Source organism: Sinorhizobium sp. P24N7, assembly GCF_042436655.1.
Classification (GTDB): Bacteria; Pseudomonadota; Alphaproteobacteria; order Rhizobiales; family Rhizobiaceae; genus Sinorhizobium; species Sinorhizobium meliloti_A.
Genome location: NZ_JBHMIW010000006.1, coordinates 226,609 through 245,539 on the forward strand (window position 1 = coordinate 226,609; position 18,931 = coordinate 245,539).

19 protein-coding genes are annotated in these 18,931 nt (G+C 62.7%); 12 read left to right on the forward strand and 7 right to left on the reverse strand.

The window, feature by feature from the left end:
* Nucleotides 1-33: 33 nt before the first annotated feature.
* The 4 genes from rlmN (at nucleotide 34) to ACFHWW_RS12500 (ending at nucleotide 4,298) form a co-directional block, all read left to right on the forward strand.
* Nucleotides 34-1,269 (forward strand): 23S rRNA (adenine(2503)-C(2))-methyltransferase RlmN, encoded by a 1,236-nt coding sequence (gene rlmN / locus ACFHWW_RS12485; RefSeq protein ID WP_379938463.1) that lies wholly within the window; start codon nucleotides 34-36, stop codon nucleotides 1,267-1,269.
* 204 nt (nucleotides 1,270-1,473) lie between these two features.
* Complete coding sequence (locus ACFHWW_RS12490; protein WP_018097379.1) at nucleotides 1,474-2,427, forward strand: ABC transporter substrate-binding protein; 954 nt, start codon at nucleotides 1,474-1,476, stop codon at nucleotides 2,425-2,427.
* A 201-nt stretch (nucleotides 2,428-2,628) separates the two neighbouring features.
* Nucleotides 2,629-3,507 carry an ABC transporter permease gene (locus ACFHWW_RS12495; protein WP_100672717.1) on the forward strand — a complete coding sequence of 293 codons (879 nt, stop codon included), beginning with the start codon at nucleotides 2,629-2,631 and terminating at the stop codon, nucleotides 3,505-3,507.
* Nucleotides 3,504-4,298 (forward strand): ABC transporter ATP-binding protein, encoded by a 795-nt coding sequence (locus ACFHWW_RS12500; RefSeq protein WP_100672718.1) that lies wholly within the window; start codon nucleotides 3,504-3,506, stop codon nucleotides 4,296-4,298. The genes ACFHWW_RS12495 and ACFHWW_RS12500 overlap by 4 nt, the downstream gene beginning before the upstream one ends.
* 226 nt (nucleotides 4,299-4,524) lie before the next feature.
* Here ACFHWW_RS12500 and ACFHWW_RS12505 read toward each other — a convergent pair whose 3' ends face one another.
* Entirely contained in the window at nucleotides 4,525-5,166 is a 642-nt protein-coding gene (locus ACFHWW_RS12505; RefSeq protein WP_379938466.1) for a LysE family translocator, read from the reverse strand.
* 250 nt (nucleotides 5,167-5,416) lie between these two features.
* Here ACFHWW_RS12505 and ACFHWW_RS12510 point away from each other — a divergent pair, with 250 nt between their 5' ends.
* Nucleotides 5,417-6,634, forward strand: a complete 1,218-nt coding sequence (locus tag ACFHWW_RS12510) for an argininosuccinate synthase (protein ID WP_379938468.1) — start codon at nucleotides 5,417-5,419, stop codon at nucleotides 6,632-6,634.
* Nucleotides 6,635-6,697: 63 nt separating this feature from the next.
* Here ACFHWW_RS12510 and ACFHWW_RS12515 read toward each other — a convergent pair whose 3' ends face one another.
* Nucleotides 6,698-7,936 carry a multidrug effflux MFS transporter gene (locus ACFHWW_RS12515; RefSeq protein ID WP_379938470.1) on the reverse strand — a complete coding sequence of 413 codons (1,239 nt, stop codon included), beginning with the start codon at nucleotides 7,934-7,936 and terminating at the stop codon, nucleotides 6,698-6,700.
* Nucleotides 7,933-8,412 carry a MarR family winged helix-turn-helix transcriptional regulator gene (locus ACFHWW_RS12520; RefSeq protein WP_100672807.1) on the reverse strand — a complete coding sequence of 160 codons (480 nt, stop codon included), beginning with the start codon at nucleotides 8,410-8,412 and terminating at the stop codon, nucleotides 7,933-7,935. The genes ACFHWW_RS12515 and ACFHWW_RS12520 overlap by 4 nt, the downstream gene beginning before the upstream one ends.
* 331 nt (nucleotides 8,413-8,743) lie before the next feature.
* Between ACFHWW_RS12520 and leuC the strand changes: the two genes are divergently transcribed.
* Nucleotides 8,744-10,153: a 3-isopropylmalate dehydratase large subunit gene (leuC, locus tag ACFHWW_RS12525; protein WP_100672722.1), complete on the forward strand. Its 1,410-nt coding sequence runs from the start codon at nucleotides 8,744-8,746 to the stop codon at nucleotides 10,151-10,153.
* A 112-nt stretch (nucleotides 10,154-10,265) separates the two neighbouring features.
* Complete coding sequence (locus ACFHWW_RS12530) at nucleotides 10,266-10,817, forward strand: SixA phosphatase family protein (RefSeq protein WP_379938473.1); 552 nt, start codon at nucleotides 10,266-10,268, stop codon at nucleotides 10,815-10,817.
* A 37-nt stretch (nucleotides 10,818-10,854) separates the two neighbouring features.
* Here ACFHWW_RS12530 and ACFHWW_RS12535 read toward each other — a convergent pair whose 3' ends face one another.
* On the reverse strand, nucleotides 10,855-11,403 hold the full coding sequence (locus ACFHWW_RS12535; protein ID WP_379938475.1) for a L,D-transpeptidase: 549 nt from the start codon (nucleotides 11,401-11,403) through the stop codon (nucleotides 10,855-10,857).
* Nucleotides 11,404-11,648: 245 nt separating this feature from the next.
* On the opposite strand from ACFHWW_RS12535, the gene ACFHWW_RS12540 reads away from it, so the two are divergent.
* On the forward strand, nucleotides 11,649-12,332 hold the full coding sequence (locus ACFHWW_RS12540) for a response regulator transcription factor (RefSeq protein ID WP_100672725.1): 684 nt from the start codon (nucleotides 11,649-11,651) through the stop codon (nucleotides 12,330-12,332).
* Nucleotides 12,333-12,364: 32 nt separating this feature from the next.
* A complete protein-coding gene (locus ACFHWW_RS12545; protein ID WP_379938477.1) occupies nucleotides 12,365-12,856 on the forward strand; it encodes a cyclic nucleotide-binding domain-containing protein in 492 nt (163 codons plus the stop codon).
* Here the strand turns inward: ACFHWW_RS12545 and ACFHWW_RS12550 are convergent.
* From ACFHWW_RS12550 to ACFHWW_RS12560, 3 genes are all read right to left on the reverse strand, one after another.
* Nucleotides 12,834-13,640: an exodeoxyribonuclease III gene (locus tag ACFHWW_RS12550; RefSeq protein ID WP_379938479.1), complete on the reverse strand. Its 807-nt coding sequence runs from the start codon at nucleotides 13,638-13,640 to the stop codon at nucleotides 12,834-12,836. The genes ACFHWW_RS12545 and ACFHWW_RS12550 overlap by 23 nt on opposite strands.
* Nucleotides 13,641-13,827: 187 nt before the next feature.
* Nucleotides 13,828-14,730, reverse strand: a complete 903-nt coding sequence (locus tag ACFHWW_RS12555) for an ROK family protein (RefSeq protein WP_379938481.1) — start codon at nucleotides 14,728-14,730, stop codon at nucleotides 13,828-13,830.
* Nucleotides 14,731-14,741: 11 nt separating this feature from the next.
* Nucleotides 14,742-15,998 carry an ROK family transcriptional regulator gene (locus ACFHWW_RS12560; protein WP_379938483.1) on the reverse strand — a complete coding sequence of 419 codons (1,257 nt, stop codon included), beginning with the start codon at nucleotides 15,996-15,998 and terminating at the stop codon, nucleotides 14,742-14,744.
* 111 nt (nucleotides 15,999-16,109) lie between these two features.
* Between ACFHWW_RS12560 and ACFHWW_RS12565 the strand changes: the two genes are divergently transcribed.
* Genes ACFHWW_RS12565 through ACFHWW_RS12575 form a run of 3 tightly spaced genes read left to right on the forward strand, consistent with a single transcriptional unit; the run spans nucleotide 16,110 to nucleotide 18,929 of the window.
* A complete protein-coding gene (locus ACFHWW_RS12565) occupies nucleotides 16,110-16,853 on the forward strand; it encodes an ATP-binding cassette domain-containing protein (protein ID WP_324762493.1) in 744 nt (247 codons plus the stop codon).
* A gap of 44 nt (nucleotides 16,854-16,897) precedes the next feature.
* The gene (locus ACFHWW_RS12570; RefSeq protein ID WP_379938634.1) at nucleotides 16,898-17,878 is read left to right on the forward strand and encodes an ABC transporter permease; all 981 of its coding nucleotides are present in this window, start codon (nucleotides 16,898-16,900) and stop codon (nucleotides 17,876-17,878) included.
* Between the two features lie 37 nt (nucleotides 17,879-17,915).
* A complete protein-coding gene (locus ACFHWW_RS12575; protein ID WP_100672731.1) occupies nucleotides 17,916-18,929 on the forward strand; it encodes a sugar-binding protein in 1,014 nt (337 codons plus the stop codon).
* Nucleotides 18,930-18,931: the final 2 nt, after the last annotated feature.

Consider the following 18,931-nt stretch of genomic DNA (forward strand, 5'->3'; position numbering starts at 1 on the left):
CGAGCCGTCGCTTTACGACAGGACCAGATGAGCATGGCAGTCACCGAGATTCTAAACAGGGCGGACATCGTCAAGGCGCCCCAGGTGCGGCTTGCGCCACAGCCGGAAAAGCCGTCGCTGATCGGCCTGTTGCGCGAAGACATCGCGAAGCTGCTCGTCGAAAAGGGCGTGCCGGAGCGGCAGGTGAAGATGCGCGTCAGCCAGCTCTGGCATTGGCTTTATGTTCGCGGCGTCTCGGATTTCGACGAAATGTCCAACGTCTCCAAGGACATGCGCGAGATGCTGAGGGAGCATTTCACCATCGCACGGCCGGAGATCGTCGAAGAGCAGGTTTCGGGCGACGGAACGCGCAAGTGGCTGCTGCGCTTTCCCGCACGCGGCGCCGGCCGTCCGGTAGAGATCGAGACGGTCTACATTCCCGAGGAGGGCCGCGGCACGCTTTGCATTTCGAGCCAGGTCGGCTGCACGCTCACCTGTTCCTTCTGCCACACCGGCACGCAGAAGCTGGTGCGCAATCTGACGGCGGAAGAGATCCTTGCGCAGCTTCTGCTCGCCCGCGACCGGCTCGGCGATTTCCCCGAGCGCGACACGCCGCAGGGTGCGATCGTGCCGGCGGAAGGCCGCAAGATCACCAATATCGTGATGATGGGGATGGGCGAGCCGCTCTACAATTTCGAAAACGTCAAGACGGCGCTGCTGATCGCGTCCGACGGCGACGGGCTGTCGCTGTCGAAGCGGCGCATCACCCTTTCGACCTCCGGCATCGTGCCGGAGATCTACCGCACCGGTGAGGAAATCGGGGTGATGCTCGCGATTTCGCTTCACGCCGTGCGCGACGATCTGCGCGACATGCTGGTGCCGATCAACAAGAAGTATCCGCTGAAGGAGCTGATGGAGGCCTGCCGCGCCTATCCGGGCCTGTCGAATGCCCGCCGCATCACCTTCGAATATGTGATGCTGAAGGACGTCAACGACAGCCTGGAAGACGCCAAGGAACTGGTGAAGCTCCTGAAGGGCATTCCGGCCAAGATCAACCTGATCCCCTTCAATCCCTGGCCGGGCACCAATTATCAGTGCTCGGACTGGGAGCAGATCGAGAAGTTCGCCGACTTCATCAACCAGGCCGGCTATGCCTCGCCGATCCGCACCCCGCGCGGCCGCGACATTCTTGCCGCCTGCGGACAGCTCAAGTCGGAATCGGAACGCATGCGCAAGGTCGACCGCCTCGCCTTCGAGGCGATGATGATCGCCAATCACGGCGAGGACTGAGGCGGCTCATCGTCCTTCCAGCAGTTTCGGGCGTGCCGCACGATCACCGCGATCGATGAAGAAGTTTGATGGATGAAGCTGTTTACGCCGATTGATTTCGGGCCCTTGCTTTCCTAAGAAAGCGGCGGAATTATTCTGAAGCGATGCGGGAGGGACGTTAGCCGGCCTTCGCGGAAATCGCCAACCAAAAACCGGAGGACACCCATGCGTTCGCTTCTTATCGCGCTTGCCGCCACGGTCGCGCTTTCTCTACCGGCACGCGCCGACGAAGTCACGGTTGCCGTCACGGCAATCGTCGAACATCCCGCGCTCGATGCCGCACGCGACGGCGTCAAGGATGCGCTGGCCGCCGCCGGCTACAAGGAAGGCGAGAACCTCAAGTTCATTTACGAGTCGGCGCAGGGTAACCCGGCGACCGCAGCACAGATCGCCCGCCAGTTCGCGGGCGAGGCCCCGAGCGTAATCGTGCCGATCTCCACCCCGTCGGCCCAGGCCGTGGTCTCCTCCACCCGCGATATTCCCGTTGTCTTCACCGCCGTTTCCGATCCGCTGGGCGCGCAGCTCGTCAAGGACATGGAGAAGCCCGGCGGCAACGTCACCGGTCTTTCCGACCTGTCCCCGGTTGCCGAGCACGTGGCGCTGATCAAGGAGATCCTGCCGAACGTCAAGACCATCGGCTATCTCTACAATTCGGGCGAAGCGAACTCCGTCTCGCTGCTGGCGGTCCTCAAGGAAGAGGCTGAAAAGGCCGGCCTGACGGTGATCGAATCCGCCGCGACGAAGTCGGCCGAAGTCCAGGGTGCGGCTCGTGCGCTCGTCGGCCGCGCCGACGCGATCTATGTCCCGACGGACAACACCATCATCTCCGCCCTCGAAGGTGCCGTCGCCGTCGCAGAGGAAAGCAAGCTGCCGCTCTTCACCGCCGACACCGATTCCGTCTCCCGCGGCGCACTGGCGGCTCTCGGTTTCAATTACTATGACGTCGGCAAGCAGACGGGCGAGGTCGTCGTTCGCGTCCTCAAGGGCGAAAACCCCGGCGATATCGCCGTCAAGGTCGCCGCCGGAACCGATCTCGTGATCAACAAGGGCGCCGCCACCCGTATGGGCGTCACACTGCCGGAGAGCGTCGTCGGGCGGGCGACCCGGACGATCGAGTAACGATCCCCCTCTCCGGACGATCCCCTTTCCGGGCGATCCCCTTTCCGGGCGATCATTGTCTTTTTGCCGCCCCCGTTCCATACGGGGGCGGTTCGCTTATCGAGCGGGATACGGAAATGGTGCGCATCCCGCTTCAACTTCAGAATACGTGCTCCGCAGCGCCCTACGCCTGCGGAGCATCCGAGAAGAGGACTACCGGCGTTGAGTCAAATCGCTTTCTGGGGAGCCGTGGAGCTGGGGCTTGTCTATGCCTTCGTCGCCGTCGGCGTCTTTCTCGCCTTCCGGGTGCTCGACTTTCCGGATCTGACCGTTGACGGCTCCTTTCCGCTTGGCGCCGCAGTCACCGCGGTCCTGATCATCGCCGGCGTCAATCCTTGGCTTGCCGCAGCGGTGGCGATGGTCGCCGGTGCTGCCGCAGGGATGGTAACGGCGCTCCTGAACGTGCGGTTCAAGATTCTGAACCTGCTCGCCTCGATCCTGACGATGATTGCGCTCTTCTCGGTCAATCTCCGCATCATGGGCAAGCCCAACGTCGCATTGATCAATGCCGACACGATGCTTTCGCCCTTCTATGGCCTCGGTCTGCGGGACTTCTATGTGCGCCCGCTTTTCGTCGGCATTCTCGTCGCCCTTGCCGTCGTTCTCGTCTGGCGCTTTCTTGAAAGCGATGCGGGCCTTGGGATGCGGGCGACCGGCGCCAATTCCCGCATGGCACGGGCGCAAGGGGTCGACACCAGCCGGCAGATCTATCTCGGCATGGCGATCTCCAACGCACTCGTCGCCCTGGGCGGTGCACTGTTTGCCCAGACCAACGGCTTTGCCGACGTGACCTCGGGTGTCGGGACGATCGTCGTGGGGCTTGCCGCCGTGATCATCGGCGAGACGTTGCTCGGCGCCCGCGGCATTCTGATCGCGCTCATCGGCTGCGTGCTCGGGTCGATCCTCTACCGCATCGCCATCCAGGTGGCGCTTTCGACCGATACGCTCGGTCTGCAGGCTTCCGATCTCAATTTCGTGACCGCGCTGCTGGTGACGATAGCGCTCATCCTGCCCCGCCTGCGCCGCGGAGGTGCCGCATGATCAACGTCGAAAACATCCAGGTCGTCTTCGGCAAGGGCACGCCGCTCCAGAAGCAGGCGCTGAACGGCGTCAGCCTCACCATCGAGGAAGGCTCCTTCGTCACGGTCATCGGCTCCAACGGTGCCGGCAAGTCGACGCTTCTCGGGGTTCTCGCAGGCGACGTGCTGCCGAGCGGCGGCCGCGTCACGATCGGTACGACCGACGTGACGCGCAAGGGCACGGCGGCCCGCGCAGGGCTCGTCGCGCGTGTCTTCCAGGATCCGCTCGCCGGCAGTTGCGGCGCTCTCTCGATCGAGGAAAACCTGGCGCTGGCCGCCAGGCGCGGCGAGAGCCGCGGCCTGACGCCGGCGCTCGGCTCGCGGCGGCGCGAGCATTTCCGCGAGCGTATCGCCGAACTTAATCTGGGTCTCGAAAACCGCATGCGCGACCGCATGGACCTGCTTTCGGGCGGCCAGCGCCAGGCGGTGTCGCTGGTGATGGCGACGCTTGCGGGCTCCGAGGTGCTGCTGCTCGACGAGCACACGGCGGCACTCGACCCGGGAATGGCCGAGTTCATCATGAACCTCACCCAGAAGATCGTCTCGGACCGCAAGCTGACGACGCTGATGGTCACGCATTCGATGCGCCAGGCGCTCGATTTCGGCCACCGCACCGTCATGCTCCACGGCGGCGAGATCGTGCTCGATGTTGCGGGCGACAGCCGCAAGACGCTTCAGGTCGAGGACCTCATCGCCATGTTCCGCCGCATTCGCGGGCAGACGTTGGACGACGATGCGCTGCTGATCGGGTGACGAAGTTTGGGCGGGTGTGGCCCCTCATCTGCCTGCCGGCATCTTCTTCCCGCAGGACGGGGAGAAGAGGGCACGCCGCGATCTCGGCGCTCGATCCGCAACCTTGAATATCGACTCGAAATTTGGGTAGCGGATCTTGCCGCTTGTCTCTTCTCCCCGTCAGGACGGGGAGAAGATGCCGGCAGGCAGATGAGGGGCAAATAACCGCAAACGCCCGGAGATAATCTCAGCGCGCCTGCGTCAGGAAAATCTTCACGGCAAAAATCGAGAAGACTCCGGCGAAGCTGTAGTCGATCGCCCGCATGACGCGCCTGTTGCGCTGCAGCCAGGCGGCAAGCCAATCGGCGGCGAGCACGACCATCGCATTGACCGGCATGCCGATGACGATGAAGAAAAAGCCGAGGAACAGGAGCTTGCCCGTGACGGCGGGATCTCCGGCGCTGACGAACTGCGGCAGGAAGGTCATGAAGAATATCACGACTTTCGGGTTCAGAATGTTCACCGAAAAGCCGGTCGCGACGTTCGAAAGCGCAGTTCCCTTCGCCTCCGTCACCTTCGTCACCGACAGGCTGGATCCGTAGCGGATCGCCTGGATCGCAAGCCAGAGGAGATAGGCTGCACCGCCGGTCTTCAGAACCAGGAAGGCGGACGGAGATGCCGTGATCAGTGCCGAAATGCCGAAGGCGACGAGCAGCGTATGGACGACGATGCCAAGTCCGGTGCCGAGCACGACGAAAAGCGCGGCCTTCTTCCCCTGCGCCAGTGCCCGGCTGATCGAAAGCGTCATGTCCGGACCCGGTGTCGCGGCGAGGAGGAGACTTGCTGCGGCGAAAGCGATGAGTGTCGGCAGGTTGGGAACGAAATCCATGACGCATTCCTCGAACGACGATCCTTGCTGATACCTCCGGCCTGAGGCTTTTGCCAGTGGATTCACGCGATCTGGCGACCGCCTTGCATTTTCTTCCCGCCTGTCCTCCGCGCTCAAACGCGGCACAGTTTTGGGCGACATGCAGTAGTTCCGCTTGTATCCCCTCAAGTTCTGGCTAAAGTGCCGCAGATTTTCGATGCGGCAGCGCCGCGCCCGAGAGCCTGACAAAACGAGCAGACGGACAAAAACCATGGCATCGCATAAAGACGTCAAGAAGGTCGTTCTCGCCTATTCCGGCGGTCTCGACACCTCGATCATCCTCAAATGGCTGCAGACTGAACTGGGCGCCGAAGTGGTGACCTTCACCGCCGACCTCGGCCAGGGCGAAGAACTGGAGCCGGCTCGCAAGAAGGCCGAGATGCTCGGCATCAAGGAGATCTATATCGAGGACGTCCGCGAGGAATTCGTGAGGGACTTCGTGTTCCCGATGTTCCGCGCCAATGCCGTCTATGAAGGCGTCTACCTGCTCGGCACCTCGATCGCCCGTCCGCTGATCTCCAAACACCTCATCGATATAGCCAGGAAGACCGGCGCCGATGCGATCGCCCATGGCGCGACCGGCAAGGGCAACGACCAGGTCCGATTCGAGCTTTCTGCTTACGCGCTCAATCCGGACATCAAGATCATCGCCCCCTGGCGAGACTGGTCGTTCAAGAGCCGCACCGATCTGCTCGAATTCGCCGAAAAGCACCAGATCCCGGTCGCCAAGGACAAGAAGGGCGAGGCGCCTTTCTCCGTCGACGCCAACCTCCTGCACTCCTCCTCGGAAGGAAAAGTGCTGGAGGACCCGGCCCAGGAAGCTCCCGAATATGTGCATATGCGCACCATTTCGCCGGAAGCGGCACCCGACAAGGCGACCATCATCAAGGTCGGCTTCGAACGTGGCGATGCCGTGTCGATCGACGGCGTGCGCATGTCGCCGGCAACGCTTCTTGCGAAGCTCAACGAATACGGCCGCGACAACGGCATCGGCCGCCTCGACCTCGTGGAGAACCGTTTCGTCGGCATGAAGTCGCGCGGCGTCTACGAGACTCCCGGCGGCACGATCCTGCTTGCGGCCCATCGTGCGATCGAGAGCATCACGCTCGACCGCGGCGCGGCGCATCTGAAGGACGAGCTGATGCCGCGCTATGCCGAGCTCATCTATTACGGCTTCTGGTTCTCTCCGGAGCGCGACATGCTGCAGGCGGCGATCGACAAGAGCCAGGAGCATGTGGAAGGCGAAGTGACGCTGAAGCTCTACAAGGGCAATGTCATGGTCATCGGCCGCGAGAGCGGCAAGTCGCTCTATTCCGACAAGCTCGTCACCTTCGAGGACGATCAGGGCGCCTACGACCAGAAGGATGCCGCCGGCTTCATCAAGCTCAACGCGCTGCGCCTGCGCACGCTGGCAGCGCGCAACCGCTAAGCTCTGAAGGATTGCAGGTTGGGAGCCGCGGTGGATCGCTCCGCCGCGGTTTTTTATCTTTGCTCACTCCGCCGCTTCGCTCAGCGGCGTCTCCGCAGCCGCCGGTGCGACCAGCGGCCTTAGGCGAACGGACCTGCGGTACCAGAAATAGCTTGCAAGCGAGAGAAGGCCGAAGCTCGGAATGATCGTTCCGAGTGCTGTGGCCGGCACCCCGACGAGAGCTGCAAGCGCGCCGCCGAGGAGTCCGGCGCTCATCTGGATGAAGCCCATCATCGCCGAAGCCGTGCCGGCGATATGCGGGAAGGGGGCCATCGCCGCGGTCATCATATAGGGCATGACGAAGGCGATGCCGAAGGCATAGATCCCGATCGGCGTCATCACCGAGAGGAAAGTCGGTTCCAGCGCATGCATGGTGAAGGCGAGGGCGAGGCTCGCCGCGCCGATGAAGAAGAGACCGGCCGGCACGAGCGCCTGCGGCGTGAAGCGACGCATCATGAGACGCATCGTGACCGTGCCCGAAAAGAACAGGCCCGATTGCATGAGCATGCCGATGCCGAACTCGGTCGGGCTAAGCCCGACCTGGCTGATCAGCACGAAGGGCAGCATGGTCGCCCATGCATAGAGCGCGCCGACCGCGCCGGCGATCACCAATGTCGATGACACGAAGCGAGCGTCCCTTATAAGCTCGCCATAGGCTGCGAGAATGGGCCGGAAATGCCCCTTGTTGCGATCCGGCGTCGTCGTCTCCGCCATGAAGAGCTGAACGATGAAGCACGCCATCAGCGCGAAGCCGACCATCAGCAGGAAGATCGACTGCCAGCCGAACAGGCCAAGCGCGATACCGCCGAGGGTCGGTGAGACCGCCGGCCCGAGCGCCAGCATCATGCCGATCATGTTCATGATGCGCGCCGCCGTTGTGCCGGTGAACTGGTCGCGAACGATGGCGCGCGCCACGGTCATTCCGACGGAGGCGCCGATTCCCTGCACGAGGCGCCCCGCGAGCAGCACCGGGACGGAGGGCGCGAAGGCCGCCATCAGGCTGCCGGCGAGATAGATCGCCATGAAGATCAGCGTTGTTCGCCGCCGGCCGATGACGTCGGAAAGCGTGCCCGAGGCGAGCTGGGCAAGGGCGAAGCCGCCGAAATAGAGAGACAGCGTCATCTTGATCGCCGCTTCGGTGGAGGCGAAGGCACGCACGAGCTCCGGCATTGCCGGCGTGTAGAGCGCCATCGAGATGGGGCCGAGCGCCACTAGGAAGGCGCCGATGATGCTCGTGCGCCGCTCGCTCATCCTGAGCGTCATTCGGCCGCCCCCTTCTCCTTGCCGGCGAGACACGGGTCGAGGCGGCGGAGACTGTCCCGCAGGATCCTCAGGTTTGCGCGCAGGACCTCCCGTCCGTCGTCGCCCAGGTCCTCGGTATAAGCATTCATCATTTCACGCAGGCCCGACATCAGCTCGGTGATGAGCGGGTCGGCCTTGTCGGTCACGACGACGTTCTTGGCGCGCCGGTCCGCCGGATCCGGGATGCGCGCGACGAGGCCCATCGCTTCCAGGCGGTCGAGATAGGCGGAGAGGGTCATGGGCTCGATCCCCATTCGGGTCGCGATCTCCGCCTGCTTGATGCCCTCGGTGACGGCCACCTGGACCAATGTGCGCGCCTCGCCGGGCGTGATCCCGAGGTCCATCGCATTGACCTTGCGATCGAAGGCACCGCGCAACAGGCGGGAGACATCGGTGAGGAGCATCCCGATCGTATCGGACTCGAGTTTGCTGGGCATTTGATCGATCGCGTTGAATAATAAGTTTTGCTTATCATATCCGTTCCGCCCATTCAACGCGAGCACGCTCGTCATCGGGTTTCACTCCCCGCCTCGCCGATTGCCGAACTGTCAAAAAATTGATATGAGCACGGTCATGGAATCCAAATTCGGATGTCGCGAGCAGAAGATCGTCGTGCTGCAGGATCACAAGCGCCTGCCGGCACGCTTTTTTGCGCGCATTTCAGGGGCGCTCACCAGCCGCCTATCCTGATCGCACGATCAGCGTTACCGGCCGCATTGGCGCCGGCCCCCATTCCACATTCTTGAAAATACGATGGATACATACCCCATGAGCGCACCGCGTACTCTCTACGACAAGATCTGGGACGATCACCTGGTGGACAGCCAGGCCGACGGAACCTGTCTCCTCTACATCGATCGTCACCTCGTTCACGAGGTGACGAGCCCGCAGGCCTTCGAAGGACTGCGCATGGCCGGACGCAAGGTTCGCGCCCCGGAAAAGACGCTCGCCGTCGTCGACCATAACGTCCCGACTTCACCGGACCGCCATCTCGGCATCAAGAACGAGGAAAGCCGCATCCAGGTCGAGGCGCTTGCCAGGAACGCCGCGGATTTCGGCGTCGAATATTATTCGGAGAACGACAAGCGCCAGGGGATCGTTCACATCGTCGGTCCGGAGCAGGGCTTCACGCTGCCTGGCATGACGATCGTCTGCGGCGACAGCCACACTTCGACGCACGGCGCCTTCGGTGCGCTGGCGCACGGCATCGGCACGTCCGAGGTCGAGCATGTCCTGGCGACGCAGACGCTGATCCAGAAAAAGGCGAAGAACATGCTGGTGCGCGTCGACGGCCAATTGCCGCCGGGCGTCACCGCAAAGGACATCATCCTTGCGATCATCGGCGAGATCGGCACGGCAGGCGGCACCGGCCACGTTATCGAGTTTGCCGGTGAGGCGATCCGGTCGCTGTCGATGGAAGGCCGCATGACCGTCTGCAACATGACGATCGAAGGCGGCGCGCGCGCCGGGCTGATCGCACCGGACGAAACCACCTTCGAGTACATCAAGGACAAGCCGCGCGCCCCCAAGGGCGAGGCCTGGGACAGGGCGGTCGAATACTGGAAGACGCTGCACACGGACGAAGGCGCCCATTACGACCGCGTCGTCGTGCTCGATGCCGCCAATCTGCCGCCGATCGTTTCCTGGGGCTCCTCGCCGGAAGACGTCGTCTCCGTCCAGGGCGTCGTTCCCGACCCGGACGACATCCAGGACGAGACGAAGCGGACCTCCAAGTGGCGTGCGCTCGACTATATGGGCCTGAAGCCCGGCACGAAGATCACCGACATCGCCATCGACCGAGTGTTCATCGGCTCCTGCACCAATGGCCGCATCGAGGACCTGCGCGCCGTCGCACAGGTGGTTGAAGGCCGCAAGGTCGCCCCGACCGTTTCGGCGATGATCGTTCCGGGCTCCGGCCTCGTCAAGGAACAGGCGGAAGCGGAAGGCCTGGACAAGATCTTCAAGGAAGCGGGCTTCGACTGGCGCGAGCCCGGCTGCTCCATGTGCCTGGCGATGAACGACGACCGCCTGAAGCCCGGCGAACGTTGTGCCTCCACATCGAACCGCAACTTCGAAGGCCGCCAGGGCTTCAAGGGGCGCACGCATCTGCTTTCTCCGGCAATGGCAGCCGCGGCGGCGGTCGCTGGTCATTTTGTCGACATTCGCGAATGGAAATAGCCGGTTTTGAGCTTTTCCGGCGTTTGAGCCGCCCTTCGGGGCGGCTTTTTTTATGCGCATGATGATGCGACAATGCGCTGCCGCCCCCGGTTTTCTGCCCTGAGGAGCTTTCATGCCCGATGACGCCCGGCCCTCGACACGCCGACTCATGCTGCTCCGCCATGCGAAGTCCGCCTGGCCGGACGGCGTTGCCGACCATCGCCGGCCGCTTTCGGAGCGTGGACGCAAGGCGGCGCCCCTCGTCGGCGCCTTCATCGCCCGGCAAGGGCTTGCTCCGGACCTGGCGCTCGTTTCGACCGCGCGGCGCGCCCAGGAGACCTGGGAGCTCGTCGCCGGGGCGTTGCCGCACAAGATCCCCGAGCGCGATGCGGTCGGCATCTACGAGGTCGCCGCATCGGCCATTCTCGACGCCGTCCGCAGGGTCGAGCCGACGGTGCAGAAACTGCTCCTCGTCGGCCACAATCCGGGAATGGCCGATCTTTCGCTTCTGCTTGCCGGGCGCGGCGATGAAGCGGCGCTGGAGCGGCTGAGGGAGAAGTTTCCGACAGCCGGACTTGCCGTCATGGATTTCGACGTCGAGCGCTGGTCGGACATAGCGCCCGGCACCGGCCGCCTGGTTCGCTTCGTGACGCCGCGCATGCTTGAGGAGGAACGGTCGGGCTGATTCGGATTGCCCGTTCGGCTTTGCTGCGCGACCGAAGCTACACCACCTTCACGATCATCCCGCGGCGCATTTGCCGGATCAGTCGACGCATTGCCGGAAGGCTGACGGCCACGCAGCCCTCGGTCGGCTCGTAGCCCGGACGGATGAGGTGGAAGAAGATCGCCGAGCCGGCATTGCGCCTTCGGGAGGAAATGTTCCAATCCATGACGAGGCAGATGTCGTAGAGCCCGTCGTCGCGCATCATGCGTTCATGTCCGGCACGAAACGGCGCCCTGACGGGGCGATTGTAGCACGGGTGTTGCGGGGCATCGCACCAGAGCATGTCGCCCCGGACGGCCCGCATCGGCAGGCGCGTCGAGGGAAACGGGACGCGATCGCGCCTGACATAGCCGCCGATGAGCCGCATGACCGCGCGGGGCGTCGCCCCGTCGCCTTCGCGCTTGATGGCAGTGACGCCGCTGCGCCCGATCGCAGCCTGCTCGACCCGTCCGTCGAAAAGCACGAGGGCGCGCTTGCGGTCGCGCGGAGCGGTTCTGACGACGATGGTCCCTTTTCTCGATCCTGTTGTCGACGCCTTCTTGCGCATCGGTCTCACAAATTCTTGCTTTGCCGTGATCGCGCCGCGACCTTAAGCCGGTTTTCCTATATGACGATGCCTGCGGCGCCGTGCGTATCATCAGACGCGCAGACGTCGCTGCGGCCACTTTCAGTTGCGGCCTGTTTCTATCCTAAATAGGTTAGGATTTACGGAAACATGCGGCAGCGACTGCCGCGCTTGCCAAGAGCGGCATTTGAGTTAGTTTTGAACCAGGAAGCAACAGGAACTGTCCCATGGCGACTCGCACCATCCTCCTTGTCGACGACGACGATGATCTGCGTGAGACGTTGATAGAACAGCTCTCTCTCTACGAAGAGTTCGACCTTCTGCAGGAAGCGACCGCCGGGAAGGGCATTCAGATGGCGCGTGGCCGACAGGTCGACCTCCTGATCATGGATGTCGGTCTGCCCGACATGGACGGGCGCGAGGCGGTGAAGCTCTTGCGCAAGGGTGGCTTCAAGGCCCCGATCATCATGCTGACCGGTCACGACACCGATTCCGACACGATCCTCGGCCTCGAGGCCGGCGCCAACGATTATGTGACGAAGCCGTTCCGCTTCGCCGTGCTGCTGGCCCGCATTCGCGCCCAGCTCCGCCAGCATGAGCAGAGCGAGGACGCGACCTTCAATGTCGGCCCTTACACATTCAAGCCCAGCCAGAAGCTGCTTACCATGGAGAACGGCCAGAAGATCCGCCTGACGGAGAAGGAAGCCGCAATCATCCGCTATCTCTACCGCGCCGACCAGAAAGTGGTCACCCGCGACGTGCTGCTCGAGGAGGTCTGGGGCTATAATTCCGGCGTCACGACCCATACGCTCGAGACGCATGTCTACCGGCTGCGCCAGAAAATCGAGCGCGACCCTTCCAATGCCGAGATATTGGTGACAGAGAACGGCGGCTACAAGATCGTTCCCTAAGCCGGACGACATGACCGGGGGAGATTTGCCGCTTGGCGCTCAATGACGACATCGCACTCTTGTCCAACGTGTCGCTCTTCGCCGACATCGGCGAGGACAAGCTGAGGCTTATCGCCTTCGGCGCAGAGCGCCGCCGGGTGGCCAAGGGGCACGAACTCTTCCGGGAAGGCGCGCCGGCCGATTGCGCCTATGCCGTGGCGGCCGGCAGCTTCGCGCTTTCGAATGCGAATGCGCAAGGTCGCCAGCAGCAGGTGATGACCGTCGGCCGCGGCGCGCTCTTGTCCGAGCTCGCGCTCATCTCGATGGTCGAGCGCAAGTTCACCGCGACGGCGCAGGAGGACAGCGAAGTGATCCGGATCAACCGTCCGCTCTTCCGCCGGATGCTGGAGGAATATCCCGAGGTGACCGCCATGGTGGAAGCCCGCATCCGGGAAAACATCCAGGCGATGATCCGCCGCGTGGAGGCGCTTGCCGGGCGGTTTACGCAAGCGGACGGCGCCGTCAAAGCTCGAAATGGGCTATGACGGGCACATGGTCGGACGGGCGCTCCCAGCCGCGCGCTTCCTTGAGGATCTCGACGCGCACGAGCTGGCTCGCGAGATCGGCGGAGGACCAGATGTGGTCGAGCCGGCGTCCGCGGTCGGCGGCGGTCCAGTCCTTCGCCCTATAGCTCCACCAGGTGTAGAGTTTTTCCGGCGGCGGCGTGTGGAGGCGCATCAGGTCGACCCATGCACCTCCGGTCATCACCGAGACCAGGCCCTCGGTTTCGATCGGCGTATGGCTGACGATCTTGAGAAGCTGCTTGTGCGACCAGACGTCGTGCTCGAGCGGCGCGATGTTGAGGTCGCCGACGAGGATCGACGAGACGCCGGCCTCGGCCTCCGCGTGCAGGAGCTTCATCTCGTCGACGAAGTCGAGCTTGTGTCCGAACTTCAGATTGACCGTGCGGTCCGGCTCGTCGCCGCCGGCCGGTACATAGAAATTATGGAGGCGGATCGTCTTTCCACCGGCCGCGAAGACGACGGAGAGATGGCGTGCATCGCCGACGCCACAATAGTCGCGGCGGTCGGAGAGCTCATGAAGCGGCACGCGAGAGATAGTGGCGACGCCGTGATAGCCCTTCTGCCCGTGCATCTCGATGTGTTCGTAGCCGAGCTTCCTCAGCGGCGCCGAGGGGAACTGGTCGTTCCGACACTTGATTTCCTGCAGGCAGAGAATGTCCGGCTGCCATGTCTTGAGGAAATGTTCGACCAGCGGCATGCGCAGGCGAACGGAGTTGATGTTCCATGTGGCGATGGAAAGAGGCATTCCTCGTTCTCCCGGGAAATTGCCGGAAAAGGATCACGCGTCCGGCAACGGGAGCGTTTAAACAGGTTAGGCACCGATCGACAAGCTTGAAAAAATCGCCCGGTGCGGAGATCGCGCAAGGCTTCCTGTCGGCGCCGCTTTCGCAGCCGGCAGTCAAGACGCGTTCTCGCGCGGATCTGCCGGCGGATTAAGCCGCCATGTCGCCAAGACGAACGGCACCGAAAATGGCTGCCTGCCAGCCCAGTGTGGCCCAGCGTATGTCGATGCAGTGAATCGAGCCGGAATGCGGCAATGCGCCAACAATGCGCTGGGTGAGCGTGTTGCGCGGATAGCCGTCCATGTCGATGACGCCGCCGCCCAGCAGAACGATGCGTGGCGAAAACAACACCGTCGCTCTGGCAACGGTTATCGCCTGCTGCCACAATATGTCATCAAGAGCGTCGTACAATTCCGGCGACTGCGCAGCAGCCTGGAAGAGGTCCTTCACGGCGACGCCATGTGCAGATGCGAGGTCCACCAGAGTTGCACCAGAGGCGTACGCCTCGATCCGCTTGGGGAATTCCTGACGGTCACCCGGCTCGAGCACCGGCATGTGGCCGATTTCAAGCGCCCACCCGCCGCCACGAAAAATGCCGTTTTCGCCAAGGTAAGCGGCACCGATTCCGGTGCCGAAGTAGACAGCCAACACCTCGCATTCGTTTGCAATCGCGCCGCAGGCGCTCTCCCCGAGCAACTGCAGAACCACGTCCCGCTCCAACTGGACGGGAACCGAAAGCGTGGAAGCCAATTCGGAGGCCAGGTGAACGCCGTTTAGTTCGGGGACGTTTGCGGCATGGATGATCGTATCGCAGTCACGTCCGATGAACCCGGGGACAGTTGCCACGACCCGGTCGATGGTCAGGCCGGCATCGACGGACGCACATTGCAGGAGCCGGGCGAGTTGGGCCGCAGGAGCGCCTCGGCGAAGATTGCTCGTCGAAAAGGTGCGCGTGACTTCGAGCGGCACACCATGATCCGCAAAACCGATCTTGACCGAGGTTCCCCCGATTTCGGCAACGGCGATCGTTTCGGAGGCGGCTTTGAGCGTCATGAAAACTCCTGTCAACGAACTGCGACATCGCGCGTATGCGGGCGCGTATTGCCTGCAAGCATTGCCTGATGCAGAAGATAGGCAGCACCCAGGGCGGGGCCGTCATTGCCGGTGCTTGACGTTTCGACGCGGGGCATCGGATAGCCTTCGATGAGAGACGCGGCCAGCAAAGCCTCCGTTTGTTCGGCCACGAAGGGATAGATCGCGCTGACCGATCCGGCGAGGATGATGCGGCCCGGCTGCAGGACGCAGGCAAGGGTCGCCAGCCCCCGAACCAGCCAGCGAGCCCAGTCGCGGGCGCAGGCAAGCGCGGTCGGGTCACCCGACGACAGCACTGCGATAAACGCGTCAAGCGAACTAATGACGCCGCTGATATGTGCGTATCGGGCAAGGAGGGCGTCCTTGCCTATAAATGTTTCCCACCGACCAGGACGCACAGCGTCATAAACGAAGCCAGCCTCTCCGATCGGCATATGGCCGATCTCGCCAGCGCCGCCCAACTGACCGCGATGCAGCTTGCCATTGCTGACGATGCCGCCCCCAACGCCGTTCTCTATGAGAACGACGAGACTGTCATCGCCCTCGCCGTCCGGCGGAGCCGAACGATAGGTCTCAGCCACGGCCACCGCATTGGCGTCGTTTTCGAGGAGCACCGGGACACCAAGGCCGATGGACTCGGAAATCAGTTGCGCGAGGCTGACCCCATGCCAGCCCAAAATGGCGGCATGAAAGGTTTCGCCGTCCCCATCCAGGAAGCCCGGCAGCGCTACGTTGAGGCCATGGGGCCGTGCGCCGGGAGGCAACGTTCTGCGCACCTCGTCAACCAGTGCTACGATGAGTTTCAGCGCTTGAGCGGGCCTGCTTGCCGCACCCGAGAATGGGCGGGTGGCCTTCGCTCGGACTTTGCCCGACAGGTCGATGGCGATGACGTCGATCCGGTTCACGCCGATATAGGCGCCGAGAAAGAAGACACCGCTGCCGGCGATTTCAACGACGATCCCGGGGCGACCGACCTTGGCCCCTGCTTCGTTGCCCGTTGTCGATTCCCGTTCCCGTGCCAAACCAGCGTCGACAAGGCTTTGCACCAGAGTCCCCGTGGTCGAGCGGGTCAGATCGAGCTCACGGGCCAAGGATGCGCGAGTCAGTCCACCCGTGCGAAACAGTGCCGAAAGCGCGCGCGCTTCGTTCGGACGAAAAAGCAGTGTGTTTGACAATTTGAAGCCTATTTGTTCGATAAAATTACTAATACCGTCAGACAGCCCTGTCAATTGGGCCGATTCTTGATGCATTGCAGCATGGAAAAGGAGATATGCCGCTATTGACGGTCAAGGGAAACGGTGTTTTGTTCGGTTACGCTACAAAAATTCCGGTAGGGTGCAATGACGGTTTTGGCGCGACTTGAAAACATCGTGAAGGATTTCGGTGCCGTCCGCGCACTCGATGGCGTCACCCTCGAAATCAACCAGGGCGAGATTCTTGGCCTGATGGGGGACAACGGGGCCGGCAAGTCGACGTTGGTGAAAACCATCGCCGGAAACTTCCAGCCGTCTTCCGGTTCCTACACCCTGGAAGGTGAGCCCGTGGTCTTTTCCGGACCGGCGGAAGCTCGTCGCCATGGAATAGAGGTCGTCTATCAGGATCTGGCGATCTGCGACAACCTGACCGCGTCGGCGAACGTTTTCCTCGGCCGCGAATTGATGCGGCAGATCGGGCCGTTCAAGGTGCTCGATCACAAGCGCATGAACGCCCGCTCGGCCGAGATATTCCAGGAACTCAAATCCGAGACCCGCCCGGCCGATCTCGTGGTGCGCATGTCCGGCGGCCAGCGTCAAGCGGTGGCAATTGCTCGTACCCGGCTCGCCAGGTCGAAAATCGTCCTTATGGACGAACCTACGGCGGCAATCAGTGTCCGGCAGGTTGCCGAGGTGCTGGCCCTGATCCGCCGCATGAAGGCACAAGGCCTTTCCGTGATCCTGATCAGCCATCGCATGCCCGATGTCTTCGAGGTTTGCGACAGGGTCGTGGTGCTGCGTCGGGGTCGCAAGGTGGCCGACAAGATGATCGAGCAATCGAGCCCCGAAGAAGTGACCGGCCTGATAACCGGCGCGATCCAGACGGCCTGATCCCGGAGAAACAACGCATGAGTGCTCCCGAGGAAGTTCCCCACATGGATGTCGATCTCCTGAAGAGCTCCGACCGCCCTTTCTGGAGCCGCGTATTCCTTGCGCAGGAGACGTGGATAGCACTGGCTATCCTGGTGATAGGCCTGGTCGTATCGGTCATCTCGGCAAAGTTCGCGACTTCCGGAAACCTCCTCAACATTTTCCAGAATGCCTGCTTCATCGGGATCATGGCGCTCGGCATGACGCCGGTGCTCATCAGCGGCGGTATCGATATCTCCGTCGGATCGATCCTCGGCATGTGCGGGGTGACGCTCGGCATCGTGCTCAATTCGGACATGCCGCTCGCGGTCGGCATCCTCGCGACACTCGCCATGGGTGTCGTCTGCGGCATGGTCAACGGAGTCCTCATCTCCTACGTCAAGCTCCCGCCATTCATCGTCACGCTTGCTACCCTATCCATCGGACGCAGCCTCGCGCTGGTGCTCACGAACAACGAGGTGTTCTACGAATTCGGACAGGCCACCAACGGTATCATCGCGCTCGGCGGTGGCTATAGTTTCGGACTGCCCAATGTCGTCTATGCTCTCGTCGCCGGCGTGATCATCCTGCATTTCCTGCTGACCATGACGCGGTGGGGCCGCTACCTGTTCGCGATCGGCGGCAACGAGGCTGCGGCGCGAGTGGCGGGTATCCCTGTGGACCTCATCAAGGTCTCGGCCTACGCCTTCAACGGGCTGATGGTCGCCATAACGGCCGTGTTCCTGGTCGGCTGGCTTGGCGCCGTCACCAACGCGATCGGAACCGGATACGAGTTGCAGGTCATCGCGTCGACGGTCATTGGCGGAGCGTCGCTGACAGGCGGGTTCGGCACTGCGCTCGGCGCAGCCATCGGCGCGATCCTCGTAGAGGTTATCCGCAATGCCCTGCTCATCGCAGGGGTAAACCCGTTCTGGCAGGGAATGTTCGTGGGAAGTTTCATTCTAGCCGCGGTCCTGCTCGAAAGAATCCGCTCGCTGCGTCGGTGAGCGCGTCCGCATCAACAAGGAAAAGGGAGGAACTTCAATGCAACCAGTACACACTCTCACGGCAGCCCTTTCGGTGGCCTGCCTGGCCGTCGGCTTGACTGTGCCCCAGGCCAACGCTGCCGATCGCGAATTCGCCCTCGTCTTCAAGGTGCTCAACAACGCCTTCAGCCCGCCGATCCAGCAGGGGTGCGAGGCCGCCGCGAAGAAGCTGGGCGATGTCACCTGCACCTATCTCGGCCCGACCGAGTATGACGAAGCCAAGCAGGTCCAGCTTGCCCAGGATATGGTCACCCGCGGAGTGGCCGGCCTCGGCGTTTCGGCCGGCAACCCGAAGGCCATGGCTCGCATCATGAAAATGGCCCAGGATAAAGGCATTCCGGTCGTGACTTTCGACACGGACGTTCTGCCCGAAGATGCAGGCCTGCGCTCGACCTACATCGGAACCGACAATTATGAATTCGGCATCGCATTGGCGCAGAAGGTGCTGGAGACCAAGAAGGACGGCGGCACCGTCTGCATCCAGTCGGGTGCGCCTGCATCCGAGAACCTGAAAGCCCGCGTCCAAGGCATCCGCGACACTCTTGCGGGCGTCACGAAGGACAAGGGTGCGGAAACGCTGACCGGCCAGAACGGATGGATCGAGCCGGCAGGTTGCCCTGTCTATAATAATGACGACATCACGCTTGCCGCCCAGCAGGTGCGCGACGTGATGACAAACAACCCCGAGCTTAGCGCTTTCATCGCGGTCGGCGGCTGGGCCCAGTATGCTCCGCAGGCTTACAAGCAGGCCATGGAGCCGCTCAAGGCACGCCTCGACAGCAAGGACCTGGTTGTGGTGTTCGGCGACAATTTCGGCCCGCAGTTGCCCCTGCTGGCCGAAGGACTCAGCCACTACAACATCGGCCAGCGTCCCTATGACATGGGTTATGAAACCATCATGGCGCTGGACAAGCTGACCAAGGGCGAAAAAGTGGAGCCGTTCATCAAGACCGGTACCGAGGTTTGCACCCCGGAGGACGCGCTGACGACCTGCGGCAAGACTGCGAACTAGTC